Consider the following 18,113-nt stretch of genomic DNA (forward strand, 5'->3'; position numbering starts at 1 on the left):
ATGAGCCAACAACCCGTTCAATCTGAAGCCCTTGCCGCCTTGCGCGTGCAAATCGACGCACTCGACAAACAACTGCTGCAGCTGGTCAACGACCGCGCCAAAGTGGCAGAGCTTGTGGGCGAAATCAAACGCGCCGAAGGCTCACCCTTCTTCCGCCCCGACCGTGTGGCGCAAGTGATCGACAAGATCACCCAAGCCAACCCTGGCCCGCTCAAAAACGAACACATCGCCTCCATCTGGCGTGAAATCATGTCCGCCTGTTTGGCCCTCGAAGCGCCGCAGCGCGTGGCGGTGCTTGGCCCCCAAGGCACGTTTTGCGAGCAAGCCGCGATTGAATTTTTTGGCAGCGCAGCCAACCTGATTTACTGCGCCAACTTCGACGAAGTCTTCCACGCCACCGCTGCGGGCACAGCCCAATACGGCGTGGTGGGTATGGAAAACTCCACTGAAGGTGTGGTCGCCCGCTCGCTCGATTTGTTCTTGCGCTCGCCCGTGCATGTGGTGGGTGAAGTCAGCCTCTTGGTGCGCCACAACTTGATGCGCCAAACCAATTCCGATGCCGGCATCGAAGTGGTCATGGCTCACCCCCAAGCTTTGGCGCAGTGCCAAGGTTGGTTGTCTCAACATTTGCCACACGTCGAACGTCGTGCGGTGGCCAGCAACGCCGAAGGCGCACGCTTGGCTGCCACCAACCCTGCTTGGGCCGCGCTGGCCAGCGAGCGTGCAGCCAGCCAATTTGGCTTGCACATCGTGCACCACGCCATCCAAGACGAGGCCTACAACCGCACCCGTTTTGCTGTCATCGCGCTGCCCCAAACCTTGGCCACACCGCCTGCATCGGGCAACGATTGCACCAGCTTGGTGGTGTCGGTGCCCAACCGTCCGGGTGCTGTGCACGACCTGCTGGTGCCGCTCAAAAACAACGGCGTGTCGATGACGCGCTTTGAGTCACGTCCTGCCAAATCGGGCCAGTGGGAGTACTACTTCTATATCGACATCGCTGGCCACGTGAGCCAGCCTCATGTGGCGGCAGCGCTGCATGAGCTGCAAGGCTTGTGCGCGTTTTACAAAGTCTTGGGTTCTTACCCGGTTTCAGAGTGACCGTTGCATGAGGTTCCAACGGCTTGCTTTGATCGGCTGTGGCCTGATGGGTGGCTCGTTCGCGCTCGCCTTGCGCGAGGCAGGTTTGGTGCAAACCATCGTCGGCTTCAGCGCTTCAGACAAAACACGCCAACGCGCGGTTGAACTCAAAGTCATCGACCAAGCCTGCGCGAGTGTGGCCGAAGCCGTGCAAGGCGCAGACCTTGTACTGCTCGCCGTGCCCGTGGGCGCGATGCACAGCAGTTTTGCTGCCATGCGCGACGTGTTGCAACCCAACACTTTGCTGATGGATGTGGGCTCCACCAAATGCGATGTGATTACTGCCGCACAAGCCACCTTGGGCGAACGTCTGAGTTGCTTTGTGCCCGCCCACCCGATTGCAGGCAAAGAAGTGGCTGGCATCGAACACGCTGAAAGCACGCTGTACCAAGAACGCCGCACCATCCTCACGCCGCTTCCCAAAACTGGCATTCATCGCCTTCAAGCTGCACACGAAGTGTGGACAGCCGTGGGCAGCCATGTGAGCACCATGACACCCGAGGCGCATGACGCCACGTTTGCTGCCGTCAGCCATTTGCCACACATGCTGGCGTTTGCTGCGGTCAACGCACTGATGGCTCAGCCGCAAGGGGCAGCTTTCTTGGACATGGCCGGGCCTGGGTTCAGAGATTTCTCACGCATCGCTGCAAGCGATTCATCGGTGTGGCGCGACATCTTGAGTGCCAACCACGCAGAAGTGCTCACGCAAGTGGCGCACTTTCGCGCCGCTCTCGACCAATTTGAAGACGCCTTGAAACTCGGCGACGCTCAAGCGCTGCAACGCCTGATTCAACAAGCCAGCGATGTGCGCTCGGCTTGGACACTGCAAGCGGGCAACGCTTGCAACTCAGCTTCTGAAGATAAATAAATGTTCTCTACAGCCTTTCTCGACCTTCCTGCACTGCAAGGCGCCTCTGGCACCGTCACCCTACCCGGCTCCAAAAGCATTTCGAACCGTGTGCTGTTGCTCTCGGCGCTGTGCCAAGGCACCACCATCGTGCACGACCTGCTGGACTCCGACGACACCCGCGTGATGCTGGCCGCACTAGGCCAACTCGGCTGCGGTTTGGATGTGCAAGGCACGACCGTGACCATCACAGGTTTGGGTGGAGCGCTCAAACACCACGACGCGATTGAGTTCTTCATGGGCAACGCTGGCACTGCCATGCGCCCACTCACTGCTGCGCTCGCTGTGTTGGGTGGTGACTTCACACTCAAAGGCGTGCCGCGCATGCACGAGCGCCCGATTGGTGACTTGGTCGATGCCTTGCGTTTGCTCGGTTGCTCGATTGACTACTTGGGTAACGACGGTTTTCCCCCGCTGCACATTGGTAAGCCTGCTCTGAAAGTGGATGCGCCTATTCAAGTGCGTGGCGATGTGTCCAGCCAGTTCCTCACGGCGTTGTTGATGGCCTTGCCCTTGGTAGCCAAAACACAAGACATCGTGATTGACGTGGTGGGCGAGCTCATCAGCAAGCCCTACATCGACATCACGCTCAATCTGTTGGCGCGTTACGGCATTGCGGTGAAGCGTGATGGCTGGCAGCGCTTCACCATTCCGCAGGGGTGCAGCTATCAATCGCCTGGCACGATTCACGTCGAGGCCGATGCATCTTCTGCCAGCTACTTCATCGCTTTAGGAGCCATCGCTGAGGGCTCTGGCATCCGCATTCAAGGCGTGGGCGCAGACTCCATTCAAGGTGATATCCGTTTCATGGACGCCGCTGCACAAATGGGTGCCAAGATCACCAGCGGCCCCAACTGGCTCGAAATCAACCGAGGCGCTTGGCCACTCAAAGGCATCACCCTCGACTGCAACCACATCCCCGATGCGGCCATGACCCTAGCTGTGATGGCGCTTTATGCCGACGGTCCCACCACCCTGCGCAACATTGCCAGCTGGCGTGTGAAAGAAACCGACCGCATCGTAGCCATGGCTACCGAATGCCGCAAGCTGGGCGCAACTGTGGAAGAAGGCCCAGACTGGATCACGGTTCACCCTCTACTGAAAGATGGCTGGAAAGCCGCCAGCATCCACACTTACGACGACCACCGCGTGGCGATGTGTTTCTCGCTCGCCGCTTTCAATGCCGATCAAGTGCCCGTTCGCATCGAAGACCCCAAGTGCGTGGCTAAAACGTTTCCTGATTACTTCGAGGCTTTGTTCTCGGTGTCGCACGCCAACAGCCAAGACATCCCCGTCATTTGCATCGACGGCCCCACTGCTTCTGGCAAAGGCACCTTGGCCAGCCGCGTGGCGCAGACTTTGGGCTATCACTATCTCGATTCAGGCGCGCTTTATCGCGTAACGGCTTATGCCGCCCTGAAAGCAGGCCTGTCACTAGAAGCCAACGACGAAGCCAGCATTGCCGACCTCGCCCGCACCCTGCCCGTGCACTTTGAAGGCGACACCGTGTGGTTGGGGCAAGAAGACGTCAGCAACGCCATTCGCACCGAACAAGCGGGCATGAATGCTTCTAAAGTGTCTGTTTTACCTACCGTGCGTACCGCTTTGGTAGCCCTACAGCACAATTTCCAGCGCCTACCCGGCCTGTTGGCCGATGGCCGTGACATGGGCACTGTCATCTTTCCTGATGCGCCTTTGAAGGTGTTTTTGACGGCGAGCGCCGCGCAACGCGCCGAACGTCGTCATAAGCAATTGATTTCAAAGGGTATTTCGACTACACTTGACAGTCTTCGCGCCGACTTAGAGGCCCGCGACGCACGCGATTCATCGCGCAGCGTGGCGCCCTTGAAAGCGGCACAAGATGCTTACCAACTCGACAACTCATCGCTCTCTATCGAAGCCTCGGTAGATCAAGTGTTGACGTGGTGGCAAGCAAAGCAGCCGTTTTAAATTTTTGAAATAGGCTGCAAAACCTGGCCCGTTAGGCTCCCCTCGCGCTGCACATTGGCGCACTGGCCCTACGGATCTAAAACTTAACCCGTGGCTCACGCCACAAAACCACCGCTTATCGCAGGCCCATGTGGCGCAGCAGTTACGCTGCCCGCTTTCCCGTGATGAGACAAAGGAAATAAATGTCTGAATCTTTTGCCGCCCTATTTGAAGAATCTCTGAAGCGCTCCGAAATGCGCACCGGTGAAGTGATCACTGCTGAAGTGATCCGCATCGAGCACAACCACGTTGTGGTGAATGCTGGCCTCAAGTCTGAAGCCTACGTGCCAATCGAAGAATTCAAGAACGACAAGGGCGAGCTCGAAGTCCAAGCTGGTGACTTCGTGTCAGTTGCGATCGGTAGCGTTGAAAACGGCTACGGCGACACCATTTTGAGCCGCGACACTGCCAAGCGTTTGGCATCGTGGATGAGCTTGGAAAAAGCTCTGGAATCTGGCGAGTTTGTCACTGGTACAACCAGCGGCAAAGTCAAGGGTGGCTTGACCGTGTTGGTCAACGGCATCCGCGCCTTCTTGCCTGGTTCATTGATCGACACACGTCCGATCAAAGACTTGTCTCCTTACGAGAACAAGACCATGGAATTCAAAGTCATCAAGCTCGACCGCAAGCGCAACAACGTCGTGTTGTCACGCCGCGCTGTGGTGGAAGCTTCGATGGGCGAAGAGCGCGCCAAGTTGATGGAGACTTTGAAAGAAGGCTCTATCGTCAATGGTGTGGTCAAGAACATCACCGAATACGGTGCATTCGTGGACTTGGGCGGCATCGACGGCCTGTTGCACATCACCGACATGGCATGGCGCCGCGTCCGTCACCCATCTGAAGTGGTCACGGCTGGTCAAGAAATCACTGCCAAGATCCTCAAGTTCGACACCGAGAAAAACCGCGTGTCCTTGGGTCTCAAACAAATGGGCGACGATCCTTGGATGGGCGTCAACCGCCGCTACCCACAAAGCACTCGCTTGTTCGGCAAGATCACCAACATCGCCGACTACGGCGCGTTTGTGGAACTCGAACCAGGCATCGAAGGCTTGGTGCACGTGTCTGAAATGGACTGGACCAACAAGAACGTGGCTCCTTCCAAGATCGTGTCATTGGGCGACGAAGTCGAAGTCATGGTCCTCGAGATCGACGAAGACAAGCGCCGTATCAGCTTGGGCATGAAGCAATGCAAAGCTAACCCTTGGCAAGATTTCGCTCAAAACACCAAGCGCGGCGACCGCGTGAAGGGCCCAATCAAGTCCATCACCGACTTCGGCGTGTTCGTTGGCTTGGCTGCCGGCATCGACGGTTTGGTTCACTTGTCTGACTTGTCTTGGAACGAAACCGGCGAAAACGCTGTGCGCGAATTCAAGAAGGGTCAAGAAGTTGAGGCTTTGGTCTTGGCTGTGGACGTGGACCGTGAGCGCATCAGCTTGGGCATCAAACAACTCGACTCAGACCCATTCACCACTTTCGTGTCGATCAACGACAAAGGCCAAACTGTCACCGGTAAGGTCAAGACTGTGGACGCTAAGGGCGCTGAAATCGACCTCGGCGAAGACATCGTCGGTTACTTGCGCGTCAGCGAAATTTCACGCGACCGCGTGGAAGACGCAAGCCACGTGTTGAAAGTTGGCGACGAAGTGACTGCTGTGGTGGTGAACGTGGATCGCAAGACCCGCAACATCCAGTTGTCCATCAAAGCCAAAGACGCTGTGGACCAACAAGAAGCCATGGCTTCCTTGTCTAGCCAATCTAAGAGCGAAAACGCTGGCACCACAAGCTTGGGCGCTCTGTTGCGCGCTAAGCTCGACAACAACTGATGACCCGTTCAGACCTGGTCGAAGAACTGGCTGCCCGCTTTGGGCAGCTCACGCACCGCGATGCCGAGTTCGCTGTCAAGACGCTTCTTGACGCGATGAGCGACGCGCTGGTGCGCGGGCACCGCATTGAATTGCGGGGCTTTGGCAGTTTTTCGATCAACCGTCGCCCTCCTCGCATGGGACGCAACCCGCGTTCCGGCGAAAGCGTGGCGATTCCTGAAAAGCGCGTGCCTCATTTCAAGCCGGGCAAAGCCCTGCGCGAAGCGGTGGATACACGCACCAAGGAATTGTTGGCGGAGTCTGATCTCAAAGGTTGAGAAACAGTTTTTCAAGCAGCCGCAAGGCTAAAATGGTCCTCGTCACAGAGGAGCTAACTTGAAAAACCTCATGTGGCTGCTTCAGTTGTTACTGAAAGCAGCCATTTTTTTTACCCTGTTCGCTTTCGCGCTGAACAACCAACACGATGCCGTGGTCCATTTCTTTTTTGGCACCACCTGGAGCGCGCCGTTGGTGTTGGTGCTGCTGACCGTCTTCGTCATGGGCGTAGCGGTAGGCGTCATTGGCATGGTGCCGCGCTGGTGGAAACACCGTCGCTTGGCCAAACTGGCCAACACCTCAACCTCTGAGCCGACAGTGTCAGCCCCCTCTTCTGCGGACCCTACACATGGAATTTGACCTCAGCTGGATTTTGCTGGGCTTGCCCTTGGCCTTCATCTTGGGTTGGGTGGCCTCGCGCATGGACTTGCGCCAGTTGCGCCTTGAAAACCGACAAACTCCAAAAGCGTATTTCAAAGGCTTGAACTACTTGCTGAACGAACAGCAAGACCAAGCCATCGATGCTTTCATCGAGGCCGTGCAACACGACCCCGACACCTCTGAGCTGCACTTTGCTTTGGGTAATTTGTTTCGCCGCCGTGGCGAATACGAACGCGCCGTGCGTGTGCATCAACACCTGCTGTCTCGTGGCGATTTGAGCCAAGCCGACCGCGACCGCGCGCAACATGCCTTGGCTTTGGACTACCTCAAAGCCGGTTTGCTTGATCGTGCAGAAGACGCCTTAAGCAAACTTGAAGGCACCGCCCACGAAGCCCAAGCCCACTTGGCTTTGCTGAGCATTTACGAACGCTCACGCGACTGGGCCAAGGCCTCGGTGATCGCACAAAAGCTCAGCAATAGCGGACAAGGTAGTTTCCAAGGCCGCTTGGCACATTACCTGTGCGAAGAAGCCGAAAGCTTGGATGTGGCACAGCATACCGATCAAGTCGTGGCCTTGCTAAAGCAAGCCACAGAAGCAGCCCCCAACAACGCACGGGCTCGTATCGCATTGGCCAAGACCTATGAGCAAACAGGCCGCGCCAGCGAAGCCTACGCCACGCTGGAAAACTTGGCCACACAAGTGCCTGCCTCTTTGCCTTTGCTCGCGCCGAAGCTCGCCGCATTGGCGCAAACTTTGCACTGCGCGCCCAAAGCCATCGCCTTGCTAGAAACCAGCTACGCCAAAACAGCCTCACTCGATGTGCTCAACGCCATCGTCACGCTGCGCAAAGCGCAAGGTGAAACCAACACGGGTGGCTTGTTTGCGAAGCATTTAGAACGAGAACCTTCGTTGGTCGCTGCAACGCAGTGGATTGCCAACGAAAAATTTGAGCACGAAGAATTTCACCCGCAAGTGCAACGCGCCTTAGAGCGCGCCGCCAAACCTTTGCAACGTTACCGCTGCGCCGCCTGCGGCTTTGAAGCCAGCCAACACTTTTGGCAATGCCCAGGCTGCCAAGCTTGGGACAGCTACCCCGCCCGTCGCGTGGAAGAACTATGACAGTGAACATACAACAACTTAGCCTTGCCCACGTCTTGGTCGTCGGCGATGTGATGCTAGACCGCTATTGGTATGGCGCCGTCGACCGCATCAGCCCCGAAGCTCCCGTGCCTGTGGTGCGCATCACCCGTGAAGAAAACCGTTTGGGCGGCTGCGCCAACGTGGCCTACAACGTGGTGAGCTTGGGTGGCAAAGCCTCGCTCTTGTCCGTCGTCGGCGACGACGAAGCCAGCCACTTGCTGGAAGACTTGGTGGCAAAGACCGGCATCGCGCCACACTTAGGGCGCGACAGCCAACTCAAAACCACCGTCAAGCTGCGCATCATTGGCCGCCAACAACAGCTGCTGCGTGTGGACTTTGAGAACACGCCTCAAAACGAAGTGCTGGCCTCGCAAACCGACCAATTTCTACAACTGCTGCCCACACACAACGTGGTGCTGTTCTCCGACTACGGCAAAGGTGGCTTGGCCCATGTGTCGCAAATGATTGCAGCTGCTCGCGCCGCTGGCAAAGCTGTGTTGATTGACCCCAAAGGCAGCGACTACTCACGCTACGCAGGCGCAACTTGCATCACGCCCAACCGCGCGGAACTCGAACAAGTCATTGGCAAGTGGAGCACCGAAGCCGAGCTGGTGCAAAAAGCCCACGCCTTGCGCCAAGAGCTCAAACTCGACGCACTGCTCCTTACCCGTAGCGAAGAAGGCATGACCTTGTTCGATGCGCAAGGCGAATTGACTGTGTCTGCCCAAGCACGCGAAGTGTTTGACGTCACAGGCGCTGGCGACACCGTGATTGCCACCTTGGCCACTCTCGTGGCGGCTGGCTTGAGCTTACGTGATGCCATGCCTTTGGCCAACAAAGCAGGTGGCGTGGTGGTGGGCAAGTTTGGTACGGCCACGGTCAGCTACGAAGAATTGATGGCCTAAGTCCAGGCCCGATAAATACAAAACCAAGGGCTACGCAAAGTGCCTTGATGAATCTGGAGAAGTTATGAAAATCGTCGTCACAGGCGCCGCTGGTTTTATCGGCAGCAACCTCATCAAGGGCTTGAATGCTCGCGGTATCACCAACATCATCGCGGTGGATGACCTGACAGAAGGCGACAAGTTTCGCAACATCGCCGATTTGAAGATTGCCGACTACCTCGACAAGGATGTCTTCTATGAACTCTTTGCCGAAAACGCCTTCGGCAAAGTCGAAGCCGTGTTTCACGAAGGCGCTTGCAGCGACACCATGGAGAGCGATGGCAAGTACATGATGGACAACAACTACACGCTCTCGTGTGGTTTGTTCAATGCCTGCCAACAGGCTGGCACACGTTTGCTCTACGCCTCGTCAGCTGCCACCTACGGCGGCAGCGACACCTTCATTGAGACGCCTGAATACGAGTTGCCGCTCAATGTGTACGGCTACTCCAAGTTGCTGTTCGACCAACGCATGCGCTTGGAGTGCAACAACAACTTCAAAAAGTTCAAGCGCCAAGTGGTGGGCTTTCGCTACTTCAACGTGTACGGCCCACGCGAGCAACACAAAGGCCGCATGGCCAGCGTGGCGTTTCACCAGTTCAACCAATTCAACGCTGAAGGCAAAGTGAAGTTGTTTGGCGAATACGGCGGCTACGCCCAAGGCGCGCAAATGCGCGACTTCGTCTTCATCGATGACGTGGTCGCTGTGAACCTGTGGTTCTTAGACAACCCAGACAAATCTGGCATCTTCAACCTCGGCTCTGGCCGCGCACAACCGTTCAACGATGTGGCCTTGTCCGTAGTTAACGCCATGCGTGCCAAAAAAGTTGAAGCTACGTTGGACTTGACCGGTGCTGCTAAAGCGGGCTTGATCGAATACGTACCCTTCCCCGACGCACTGCGTGGCAAATACCAGTGCTACACACAAGCCGATCTGACCAACCTGCGCGCCAGCGGCTGCGACCACGCATTTGCCGATGTGCAAAGCGGTGTGACGCAATACATGGCGACTTTGAGCAAGTAAGCACGCCGTCCATGAACATCTTGCAAAACGACTTCGGTGGTTGCTCGATGTTCAAGGCGACGATACGCAGCGTACAGAAGGGTTTATCGCGCGTATGGTTGAGCGCTGCTGTCGCACTGATGTGCTGCGACATGGCCTTAGCGCTAGACATCAACCAAGCTAACGAGGCCGAATTAGACAGTGTCAAAGGCATGGGCCCAGCACTCAGCGCCAAGGTGCTCAAAGCTCGCACACAAGGCCCCTTCAAAGACTGGAACGATCTGATGCAACGCGTCTCAGGCATTCGTCAAAACAAAGCGCAGCAGTTTTCAGAACAAGGCTTGACGGTGAACGGCCAAGCATTCAGCGCTAAGCCTGAGATGTAGCGTTCAATGCCTCTACGGCATCTTCACGCCAGAATATGGCAGCTGCAAAGAACCCTTCCCACACACACCCATTGCAACCGCGTCCACAGCAGGTGGTAGGTTCAGGTGGTGTGGCTCTGAGGGTGAGGCCTTGGTCTATCGCCAAGCGCTGCGCGTAGGCAAACATGGCCTGCGCATTTGACGCATCCAACAACGGCATTTTGAGCAACACAGCCACAGACATGCGCGCATCTTATCCGCCGCCGCGTTGCATGTAGAGGTCAAAGCGCCGCATGAAGGTGTAGCGTTGCCCGTCGTTCAAGCCCTCAAACTGAAAGCTCACGAGCAAGCGTGGAATGCTGATCAACGCAATTCGACGAGGCTGAGCCTCTTGCCAACGAAGGTTCAGTTGCCCTTGCGAACCGTCGGCATTTTGAATGTCCACGCATGCGCTTTGCCCGTTGCGCTGCCAATGGTGAGTCCCCATGGCGGCTGGCAACCAGCCCAACCACTCGACCTCGGTACAACCCATCTCACGAGAAAAAGTGGCTTCGTAAAAAGCTTGCACAGTGCCGTCACTCGTACGGGTTTAACCGCCCGCAATCGGCGGCCAAATGGCCAACACATCACCATCGACCAAAACCTTCGTGGCTCTGTCTTCTGGCGGGATGTAAGTGCCGTTGACCAACACCAAATGCACCAACTTCTCAGGCATGCCAAAGGGTTCGATGACTTGTGCAATCGTCACATCATCGTCCACCTCTAGGTTCATCACATTGCTGCGGCGTGCGCTCGGTGGCAAATAGTCAGTGAGCGTGGCGAAAAGTTTGAAGGTGATGTCCATGAGCCAAGGTTAACGCATCCGCCAAGTCATCAACGACGGCGCGTATCTCCTGCGCCCGTCCATGCACCTTGGCCTTGTGCACTGGCAAGGTAAGCATCCATGAGTTTGGTGGGGTCTTGCTTGAGCTTGTCTTTCCACTCGCCCAAATGCACTTGGCCTTCGACCAAGCCGCGCATCACACCCACATGCTCTGTCCAACCCACACTGTTGCAGCCCACCAGCACATCGTCTTTGAACTGCAAGCTCAGATGACGACCTGCTGCGGTCAACGACACCTGATCACCGCCAGGCACACCTTGCCAATTGCCAAAGCTGGTGGAAATCAAGCCCAAGGTGTCCAGCACGTTGATTTGCGTCACGCCTTTGAGTGTGGCCGTTTGCCCCACCATGTTCAAAGCCGCCACACGTGCTTGCTCAGCGGCATTGGGTTGAATGGCGCTGACGATGGTGGTACCACTGACCTTGTCAAAAGCTTCCGCACAATCACCGGCGGCATAAATGCCGGGCACATTGGTTTGCAAATGCTCGTCTGTCAGCACGCCTTGCAAACAGGTGACGCCTGAATCTTTCAAAAAATCGATACAGGGTTTCACGCCTGTGGCACTGATCACCAAATCGGCAGGCAGTTTTTGTCCTGTCGACAAACGCACCGTCACTGGGGCATCGGTCGGCTCATCACTCAAGCCCACGGCATTGGCGAGCTTGGACAGCAAGCCTGGGTTTTCGCTGCCGTTGGGCACGATGGCTTGCACCTTCGCGCTGGTGAACACTTGCACGCCTTTGGCCTCGCACCAATCGCGAATCATGTTGCCCGCCACGGGCCCCATCATGCGCGGCACCATGCGGTCGCCCATTTCCACCACCGACAGGGACACACCACGTGAAGCCAAGGCTTCCATGATGATGCACCCGATAAAGCCTGCACCCATTTGCACCACACGTGCCCCGGGCTTCGCCAGCGCCATGATGGCGCGCGCATCTTCCAAGGTCCAACACGGATGCACTTGCGGGCTGTCCATGCCCGGAATGGGCGGGCGCACAGGGCGTGAACCTGTGGCAATCAGCAACTTGTCAAACTGTAAGGCTTGGCCGTTGTCGAGTTGAATCGTTTTGGCTTTGCTATCCACAGACACAGCGCGTGCATGGACTTGCGCAACCTTCAAATCACCAAAGTGATTGGACGATTTACGCAAGTAGGTGCCTCGCTCGTCGATGTTGCCAATGAGCAAGTAGGGAATGGCCATGCGCGAGTAAGGCGGCTCGGCCTCATCCCCCACGAGGGTGATGCGGTCGTTGGGCGCGTGCTTGCGAATGGTTTCAGCGGCAATCACGCCAGCAGGGCCAGCGCCAAGGATGACGTGATGGGTCATGGCGTTTACAGACCGAGGCGTTTTTTGGTTTCAGCCGTTGGACGGCCTTCGCTGTCCCAACCACGCGCTTGGTAGTACTTGGGCAACATGGTTGGCAACATGCTGACCTTGCCTTTGGCTGGGCCGGTTTTGGCGGCCTCAGTCAACAAGCGCTTGGGCAAGCTGTCGTCTTTGGCTGTGAAGCCTGCGGCATTGTTGAACTCGCGCTCCATGTTCCAAATTCGTTCACCAATTTTTTCCAACTCTTCGGTGGTGTAGTCCTCGTTGCATGCGGCTTGCATTTGCGGCGCCAAGTCGGCCAAGCCCCACGCGAAGGTGGTGAAGATGCACAAGCCTGATGAGTCAAAAGCAGCGGTGGCGTCTTGAAAAGCCTTCACCAATTCAGGCTTGCCTTCGTGCTCCAACGGATCGGTCTTGACAGGAATGCCCAACACTTCAGAAGCGATGGTGTAGCCGCGCAAGTGGCAAGCACCTCGATTAGAGGTGGCATAAGCCAAGCCAATGCCCTGAATGGCGCGGCCGTCATAGGCAGGGAACTCTTGTCCCTTGACGCTCATGCTCAAGTCAGGATGGCCGTATTTTTCAGTCAGGCGCTTAGAGCCTTGACCGATTTCAATGCCAAAGCCACGACCATTGACCGTTTCTTCTGCAAAGAAAGCCAAGGCTTGTGCAGAACCAAACTTGGCATCGATGCCAAGTTGCTCTTGGGTCAACACACCCATTTCATACAACTCCATCACCGCGCCCACGGTGGCACCGAAGCTGATGGGGTCAATGCCCTCTTCGTTGCACAGCAGGTTGGCGTATTGCAGCGCTTCCAAATCTTTCACGCCGTTGGCGGCACCCAAAGCCCAAGCGGCTTCGTACTCCAAGCCACCCGATGCACCCCAATATTGAGGTTTGTTTTGCACGGTGAAGTGGGTCTCATCCATCTTGCTGATGCGACCGCACGCGATGGTGCAACCAAAACACGCTTGGTTGGTGACCAAGTGTTTTTTGCCATCGGTCTCGCGTGGTGTGGCCATGGCCTCAGCTGAAATATCTTTCGCACCTTCAAACTGCACATCGCGATGGTTGCGTGTTGGCAAAGCGCCCACTTCGTTGATGACGTTCATCAGCACTTGTGTGCCGTAGGCGGGCAAGCCTTGACCAGTGACGGCGTTGTCGGCCAAGATTTTTTTCTTCTCAGCGGTGACTTGCATGAAGGCTTTGGGGTCACGCACATTGCCCACACCCAAGGTGCCGCGAACGGCAATGGCCTTGAGGTTTTTGCTGCCCATCACAGCGCCCACGCCAGAGCGGCCTGCGGCACGGTGTAAGTCGTTCACCACTGCGGCGTAGAGCACATGGTTTTCACCCGCCTTGCCGATGGACGAAACGCGGGTCAGCGGGTCTTGCAATGTTTTCTTCAGCTCGGCTTCGGTTTCCCACACGCTCTTGCCCCACAGGCCAGAGGCATCGCGCAACTCGACTGTGTCGTCGTTGATGTAGAGGTACACCGGCTTGGGCGATTTGCCTTCGCAAATCACCATGTCCCAGCCCGCCATCTTCAGCTCAGCGCCAAAGTAACCACCCGAGTTAGAGCAAGCAATCGCACCTGTGAGAGGACCTTTGGTGATGACGGTGTAGCGACCGCCCGTCGAAGCCATGGTGCCTGTCAAGGGACCTGTTGCCCAAATGAGTTTGTTCTCTGGCGACAGCGGATCAACCTTGGGGTCGATTTCGTTGATGAGGTATTTAGAACCCAAGCCACGCGAGCCGACGTAATCGCGGGCCCATTGCATGTTGAGGGGTTCGGTTTTGACAGACCCTGTGGTCAAGTTGATACGGAGAATTTTTCCAGCCCAAGTCATGATGTGTGCTCCTAATTGGATTTAAGCGGCTGAGGGTTGGTTACCGAGTTTGTCGGCCCACTGTTTCATTTTGTCGAGGCCCGTCCAGTTGGCGTCCACGAAAGTGATGGCGCCTGTGGGGCAAGCCGATGCGCAGGCAGGGTCACCGCCACACAAATCGCACTTTTGAACTTTGCCTGTCTCTTGCACGTAATTGATGGTGCCGAACGGACATGCGATGGTGCAAACCTTGCAACCCACACAGGTGGTTTCATTCACCACCATGGCACCGGTCACTTTGTCGTGCGTGATCGCCTCAACAGGACATGCATGCAAACACCACGCTTCGTCACATTGCGTGCAGGTGTAGGGCACTTTTTTGCCTGTCTCGTGGAAGTCAAACACCTTGATGCGGGACTTGGCCGTGGCAAAGGTGCCGTAGTTTTCAAATGAGCAAGCCATCTCGCACTGCAGGCAGCCGGTGCATTTGTCGGGGTTGATGTGCAAGATTTTTTGCATCTGTGTCTCCTAAGGCTATGTAATGTGTTGCATAGGATTTTGTGAACAACGCCCAACACCACCGCTCGGGAATAACCCTTGACTTCCTAGGCATACCCCTCAGAATTTCTCAACTTGAGACAGCCCAAGCGATCGCCTGCTCAAATTTGGACAAAATCGCAACCATGAACACCGTGCCTACACCTGCCACTCGCTTGAGCCGCATTGCGCAGGCGCGTCAACAGGTGATTGAGCAAGGCACAGGCTTACAAGCCCCCTTGGTCGAGAGCTGGATCGAGCGTTCATGGAAACGCTGCTTGGCATGGGGGCACACGCCATCGCAACAGGTAGCGTTTGAGGCGGTGAGCCGCGCTCAGGTTCAACGCCTGCAAGAGGTCAACCAACCGATGTTGCAAGCCGCCAAGGAGGAGCTGGACCGCCTCAGTCGTGCCATTGCTGGCACACGCTACTTTGCACTGTTGACCGATGCACACGGCATGGTGATCGACACACGCGGTGAGTTTGACAAACACGATGCACGTGCCAGTCGCATTGCGCGTGTGGGCATCAACCTGTCCGAACAACACGCAGGCACCACAGCCATCGGCGCAGTGCTGGCCGAGCACCAACCGATTTGGTTGCACCGAGGCGAACATTTTTTCAACGACAACACCGCCTACAGCTGTGCAGGAGCACCCCTGTTTGGCCCCACAGGTGAATGCGTGGGCATGTTGGATTTAACCGGTGTGGATGTGCCCGAGCGTCCCGAGCTGCAACACCTCGCAGCGCAATCGGCGCGCAGCATCGAAAACAACTGGGTCAAACAAATGGCACCCGCCTTGTTGCTGCGTTTCAATTGGGCGGGGCTGTCCATCGGCAGCGACAGCGATGGGTTGATGGGTTTGAACAGCGATGGACAAATCGTGTGCGCCAACCGTACTGCACGCGCCATCACTGGTTTGAATTTACAAAATGCCGAACATGCAGGCGATGTGTTTGCCACCGCATGGCAGTCACTGTTTGATTTAGCGCCACAGCAACGCCTCGAAGTGCCGCTGTGGACGGGGTTGCAAGTGCAAATTCAGCTCGATGACCACACACGCACATCGACCATCGCCGCACAACCTGCCCCAGTGCTCAAAGCCATCGAAACTGATTTGATTCGCCGTGCCATGCAGCAAGCACGCGGCAATGTGGCAGAAGCCGCGCGGCGCTTAGGCATCAGCCGCGCCACGCTGTATCGAAAAATATCACCTCAAAAATCAGGCGACAAATAACTCACTTGTTGGCGTTGGCAAAGAACAGCTGCTCGCCGCCAATCTTGTAGCCATTGATGGATGCTTGGCCTGCAGGTGACACCACCCAGTCCACAAACTTCTGCGCCACGTCTGCTTTGACATGGGCATGCTTGGCGGGGTTGACCACCATCACACCGTATTGGTTGAACAAACGGTTATCGCCCTCCACCAACACTTGCAAGTCTTGGCGATTCTTGAAATTCAACCATGTGCCGCGGTCGGTCAGCGCATACGCGCCGGTGGATGAGGCGATGTTCAACGCGGGGCCCATGCCACAGCCGCACTCTTTGTAGCCTGCGCCTTTGTTGTCTAAACCCGCTTGTTTCCAAAAGCGCAATTCAGCCGCGTGTGTGCCGCTTTTGTCACCGCGTGACACAAAACCGGCTTGCGTGTTGGCCACTTTTTGTAAGGCAGACACGATGTCTTTGCCACGTGTTTTGGCGGGGTCATTCGCAGGGCCAACCAGCACGAAGTCGTTGTACATCACAGGCAAGCGCTTCACGCCAAAGCCTTCAGAGACAAACTTTTCTTCGGCCACTTGATCGTGCACAAACAACACATCTGCATCGCCGCGGCGACCAGTGTCCAAAGCTTGGCCAGTTCCCAGAGCCACCACCTTGATGTCAATGCCCGTGGCTTGTTTGAAAGCCGGCAGCAAGTGTGAGAACAAACCCGATTGCTCGGTGGACGTGGTCGACGCCATCACGATGCTAGGTGCTTGCGCTTGGGCCACGCTGCTGCCAAATGTCAAAGCCACAGCCAGCAAACCAGCCAACGAAACCAAATGTGTACGACGTGTCATCCCAACTCTCCCTTTAAAAACAAATGTGCCTCGGGGTGGCTCTCACCCAAAGGTCGATTGAAAAACTCTTCCATGGACAGGTCGGCCAACACACGGCCTGCCTCTAAATAAATCACACGGGTGGCTAAGCGCTTGACTTGGCCTAAGTTGTGGCTGCTGAACAGCAGGCTCACATTCGACGATGCCACCCACTCAGCCAACAAGCGCTCCACCTCGCGTTTGGCATGCGGATCAAGGCTAGACGTGGGCTCGTCCAACAACACAAAGTTAGGGTTCAAGGCCCACGCACGGGCAAGTGCCAAGCGCTGCTGCTGCCCGCCCGACAAAGTGCGTGCCGAACGCTCAGCCATATCTTGCAAACCCACGCGCTCTAGCGCCTGCATGGCACGCACATGCGCTTCACGCCAAGGTGTGCCTTGCAGCCACAAACCCCACACCACAAATCGCAACACCGAGGTGCGCAGCATGTGCGGGCGCTGAAACACCATGGCTTGGTGCACCTCAGGAGCCACAGACACGCTGCCACTTGAAACTTTCAACAAGCCATGCGCCACGCGCAGCAGTGTGCTTTTGCCAGAGCCATTCGCGCCCACCAAAGCCACACGCTCGCCAGCCTTCATTTGCAAGTTGACACCATGCAACGCCATGTGCGTATCGAACTGCACCGACACATCTTTCAAACTCAACACCGCGCTCATACCAGCACCCCTTGCACGGGGTCAGCGCCAGCACCGTCGATGCGTTGTCGCCAGCGACGCAGCGCAGAAATCAACACGTTCAACAACAACACCACACTCATGAGCACCAGCCCCAAGGCCAGAGCCAAAGGCAAATCACCCTTGCTGGTTTCCAGCGCAATGGCCGTGGTCATGACCCGCGTAAAGCCTTCGATGTTGCCACCCACCACCATCACCGCACCCACTTCGGAAATGGCACGACCGAAGGCCGCGATCAACACGGTGAGCAAGGTGTAGCGCTCGTCCCACGCCAGCAGCACGCTGCGCAGCCAAGGCTTGGCGCCCAGCGACTGCAGCTGCTCGCCGTGGTTACGCTCAGCATCTTCCACACATTGGCGCGTGAGCGCCGTGACCACCGGCAACACCAATACGGTTTGCGCCAGCACCATAGCCTTGAGGCTGAACAACCAGCCCAGTGATCCCAATGGCCCCGTACGCGACAACAACAAATACACCAACAAACCCACCACCACTGAGGGCAAAGCCAGCAAAGTGTTAAGTACCGTCAGCAACGCATCGCGCCCGGTAAAACGGGCCACGCCCAGCCAAGCGCCCAGCACCACACCGATGCTGCACGCCATAGCCGTAGCCAGCACGCTCACCCACAGTGAGCGGCCAACAATGGACCAAAGCACGGGGTCTAATTCAGTCAGTAAATGAAGCGCAGTCAGCGCGGTATCGGTGAACGTCGTCATAAATCAATCAAAACTTCAGTTATCGTAGC

20 protein-coding genes are annotated in these 18,113 nt (G+C 56.6%); 11 read left to right on the forward strand and 9 right to left on the reverse strand.

Translation table 11 applies throughout. The features are described from left to right. The 10 genes from pheA to C5F52_RS24225 all read left to right on the forward strand — a co-directional run bounded on the left by pheA (window position 1) and on the right by C5F52_RS24225 (window position 10,029). A complete protein-coding gene (gene pheA / locus C5F52_RS24180) occupies window positions 1–1,101 on the forward strand; it encodes a prephenate dehydratase (RefSeq protein ID WP_104800927.1) in 1,101 nt (366 codons plus the stop codon). 7 nt (window positions 1,102–1,108) lie between these two features. Beyond that, on the forward strand, window positions 1,109–2,008 hold the full coding sequence (locus C5F52_RS24185; RefSeq protein WP_104800928.1) for a prephenate dehydrogenase/arogenate dehydrogenase family protein: 900 nt from the start codon (window positions 1,109–1,111) through the stop codon (window positions 2,006–2,008). Continuing rightward, the gene (locus C5F52_RS24190; RefSeq protein ID WP_104800929.1) at window positions 2,009–3,997 is read left to right on the forward strand and encodes a bifunctional 3-phosphoshikimate 1-carboxyvinyltransferase/cytidylate kinase; all 1,989 of its coding nucleotides are present in this window, start codon (window positions 2,009–2,011) and stop codon (window positions 3,995–3,997) included. Between the two features lie 182 nt (window positions 3,998–4,179). Beyond that, window positions 4,180–5,859, forward strand: coding sequence for a 30S ribosomal protein S1 (rpsA, locus tag C5F52_RS24195; protein ID WP_104800930.1), 1,680 nt, complete (start codon window positions 4,180–4,182; stop codon window positions 5,857–5,859). Continuing rightward, window positions 5,859–6,176, forward strand: coding sequence for an integration host factor subunit beta (locus C5F52_RS24200; RefSeq protein ID WP_104800931.1), 318 nt, complete (start codon window positions 5,859–5,861; stop codon window positions 6,174–6,176). The genes rpsA and C5F52_RS24200 overlap by 1 nt, the downstream gene beginning before the upstream one ends. 58 nt (window positions 6,177–6,234) lie before the next feature. Then, window positions 6,235–6,534 carry a lipopolysaccharide assembly protein LapA domain-containing protein gene (locus C5F52_RS24205; protein ID WP_201747086.1) on the forward strand — a complete coding sequence of 100 codons (300 nt, stop codon included), beginning with the start codon at window positions 6,235–6,237 and terminating at the stop codon, window positions 6,532–6,534. After that, window positions 6,524–7,675 (forward strand): lipopolysaccharide assembly protein LapB, encoded by a 1,152-nt coding sequence (gene lapB, locus C5F52_RS24210; protein WP_104800933.1) that lies wholly within the window; start codon window positions 6,524–6,526, stop codon window positions 7,673–7,675. The genes C5F52_RS24205 and lapB overlap by 11 nt, the downstream gene beginning before the upstream one ends. Beyond that, on the forward strand, window positions 7,672–8,601 hold the full coding sequence (gene rfaE1 / locus C5F52_RS24215) for a D-glycero-beta-D-manno-heptose-7-phosphate kinase (protein ID WP_104800934.1): 930 nt from the start codon (window positions 7,672–7,674) through the stop codon (window positions 8,599–8,601). The genes lapB and rfaE1 overlap by 4 nt, the downstream gene beginning before the upstream one ends. Before the next feature lie 64 nt (window positions 8,602–8,665). Then, complete coding sequence (gene rfaD, locus C5F52_RS24220; RefSeq protein WP_104800935.1) at window positions 8,666–9,664, forward strand: ADP-glyceromanno-heptose 6-epimerase; 999 nt, start codon at window positions 8,666–8,668, stop codon at window positions 9,662–9,664. An 11-nt stretch (window positions 9,665–9,675) separates the two neighbouring features. Beyond that, window positions 9,676–10,029, forward strand: a complete 354-nt coding sequence (locus tag C5F52_RS24225) for a helix-hairpin-helix domain-containing protein (protein ID WP_236657998.1) — start codon at window positions 9,676–9,678, stop codon at window positions 10,027–10,029. Here the strand turns inward: C5F52_RS24225 and C5F52_RS24230 are convergent. From C5F52_RS24230 to C5F52_RS24255, 6 genes are read right to left on the reverse strand one after another with little or no spacing between them, the layout of a single operon-like run. Next, a complete protein-coding gene (locus C5F52_RS24230; protein ID WP_104800936.1) occupies window positions 10,013–10,252 on the reverse strand; it encodes an oxidoreductase-like domain-containing protein in 240 nt (79 codons plus the stop codon). The two genes, C5F52_RS24225 and C5F52_RS24230, sit on opposite strands and share 17 nt — an antisense overlap. 9 nt (window positions 10,253–10,261) lie before the next feature. Then, window positions 10,262–10,576: a hypothetical protein gene (locus C5F52_RS24235; RefSeq protein ID WP_104800937.1), complete on the reverse strand. Its 315-nt coding sequence runs from the start codon at window positions 10,574–10,576 to the stop codon at window positions 10,262–10,264. A 21-nt stretch (window positions 10,577–10,597) separates the two neighbouring features. After that, window positions 10,598–10,852, reverse strand: a complete 255-nt coding sequence (locus tag C5F52_RS24240) for a MoaD/ThiS family protein (protein ID WP_104800938.1) — start codon at window positions 10,850–10,852, stop codon at window positions 10,598–10,600. 29 nt (window positions 10,853–10,881) lie between these two features. After that, window positions 10,882–12,222: an NAD(P)/FAD-dependent oxidoreductase gene (locus tag C5F52_RS24245; protein WP_104800939.1), complete on the reverse strand. Its 1,341-nt coding sequence runs from the start codon at window positions 12,220–12,222 to the stop codon at window positions 10,882–10,884. A gap of 5 nt (window positions 12,223–12,227) precedes the next feature. Continuing rightward, window positions 12,228–14,075 (reverse strand): aldehyde ferredoxin oxidoreductase family protein, encoded by a 1,848-nt coding sequence (locus tag C5F52_RS24250; RefSeq protein WP_104800940.1) that lies wholly within the window; start codon window positions 14,073–14,075, stop codon window positions 12,228–12,230. A 21-nt stretch (window positions 14,076–14,096) separates the two neighbouring features. Further along, window positions 14,097–14,573, reverse strand: coding sequence for a 4Fe-4S dicluster domain-containing protein (locus C5F52_RS24255; protein WP_104800941.1), 477 nt, complete (start codon window positions 14,571–14,573; stop codon window positions 14,097–14,099). A 164-nt stretch (window positions 14,574–14,737) separates the two neighbouring features. Between C5F52_RS24255 and C5F52_RS24260 the strand changes: the two genes are divergently transcribed. Then, window positions 14,738–15,829: a helix-turn-helix domain-containing protein gene (locus C5F52_RS24260; RefSeq protein WP_104800942.1), complete on the forward strand. Its 1,092-nt coding sequence runs from the start codon at window positions 14,738–14,740 to the stop codon at window positions 15,827–15,829. Window position 15,830: 1 nt separating this feature from the next. On the opposite strand, the gene C5F52_RS24265 is transcribed toward C5F52_RS24260, so the two are convergent. Genes C5F52_RS24265 through C5F52_RS24275 form a run of 3 tightly spaced genes read right to left on the reverse strand, consistent with a single transcriptional unit; the run spans window position 15,831 to window position 18,084 of the window. Next, window positions 15,831–16,652, reverse strand: coding sequence for a substrate-binding domain-containing protein (locus tag C5F52_RS24265; RefSeq protein WP_104800943.1), 822 nt, complete (start codon window positions 16,650–16,652; stop codon window positions 15,831–15,833). Beyond that, on the reverse strand, window positions 16,649–17,350 hold the full coding sequence (locus C5F52_RS24270; protein ID WP_104800944.1) for an ATP-binding cassette domain-containing protein: 702 nt from the start codon (window positions 17,348–17,350) through the stop codon (window positions 16,649–16,651). Before C5F52_RS24270 ends, C5F52_RS24265 begins: the two co-directional genes overlap by 4 nt. Next, complete coding sequence (locus C5F52_RS24275) at window positions 17,347–18,084, reverse strand: ABC transporter permease (RefSeq protein ID WP_104800945.1); 738 nt, start codon at window positions 18,082–18,084, stop codon at window positions 17,347–17,349. The genes C5F52_RS24270 and C5F52_RS24275 overlap by 4 nt, the downstream gene beginning before the upstream one ends. Window positions 18,085–18,113: the final 29 nt, after the last annotated feature.

The sequence above is a fragment of the Limnohabitans sp. TS-CS-82 genome, assembly GCF_002943475.1.

Coding starts and splice junctions, on each gene's coding strand:
- pheA (WP_104800927.1), top strand. CDS start 1: ATGAGCCAACAACCCGTTCAATCTGAAGCCCTTGCCGCCTTGCGCGTG.
- C5F52_RS24185 (WP_104800928.1), top strand. CDS start 1,109: ATGAGGTTCCAACGGCTTGCTTTGATCGGCTGTGGCCTGATGGGTGGC.
- C5F52_RS24190 (WP_104800929.1), top strand. CDS start 2,009: ATGTTCTCTACAGCCTTTCTCGACCTTCCTGCACTGCAAGGCGCCTCT.
- rpsA (WP_104800930.1), top strand. CDS start 4,180: ATGTCTGAATCTTTTGCCGCCCTATTTGAAGAATCTCTGAAGCGCTCC.
- C5F52_RS24200 (WP_104800931.1), top strand. CDS start 5,859: ATGACCCGTTCAGACCTGGTCGAAGAACTGGCTGCCCGCTTTGGGCAG.
- lapB (WP_104800933.1), top strand. CDS start 6,524: ATGGAATTTGACCTCAGCTGGATTTTGCTGGGCTTGCCCTTGGCCTTC.
- rfaE1 (WP_104800934.1), top strand. CDS start 7,672: ATGACAGTGAACATACAACAACTTAGCCTTGCCCACGTCTTGGTCGTC.
- rfaD (WP_104800935.1), top strand. CDS start 8,666: ATGAAAATCGTCGTCACAGGCGCCGCTGGTTTTATCGGCAGCAACCTC.
- C5F52_RS24225 (WP_236657998.1), top strand. CDS start 9,676: ATGAACATCTTGCAAAACGACTTCGGTGGTTGCTCGATGTTCAAGGCG.
- C5F52_RS24230 (WP_104800936.1), bottom strand. CDS start 10,252: ATGTCTGTGGCTGTGTTGCTCAAAATGCCGTTGTTGGATGCGTCAAAT.
- C5F52_RS24240 (WP_104800938.1), bottom strand. CDS start 10,852: ATGGACATCACCTTCAAACTTTTCGCCACGCTCACTGACTATTTGCCA.
- C5F52_RS24245 (WP_104800939.1), bottom strand. CDS start 12,222: ATGACCCATCACGTCATCCTTGGCGCTGGCCCTGCTGGCGTGATTGCC.
- C5F52_RS24250 (WP_104800940.1), bottom strand. CDS start 14,075: ATGACTTGGGCTGGAAAAATTCTCCGTATCAACTTGACCACAGGGTCT.
- C5F52_RS24255 (WP_104800941.1), bottom strand. CDS start 14,573: ATGCAAAAAATCTTGCACATCAACCCCGACAAATGCACCGGCTGCCTG.
- C5F52_RS24260 (WP_104800942.1), top strand. CDS start 14,738: ATGAACACCGTGCCTACACCTGCCACTCGCTTGAGCCGCATTGCGCAG.
- C5F52_RS24265 (WP_104800943.1), bottom strand. CDS start 16,652: ATGACACGTCGTACACATTTGGTTTCGTTGGCTGGTTTGCTGGCTGTG.
- C5F52_RS24270 (WP_104800944.1), bottom strand. CDS start 17,350: ATGAGCGCGGTGTTGAGTTTGAAAGATGTGTCGGTGCAGTTCGATACG.
- C5F52_RS24275 (WP_104800945.1), bottom strand. CDS start 18,084: ATGACGACGTTCACCGATACCGCGCTGACTGCGCTTCATTTACTGACT.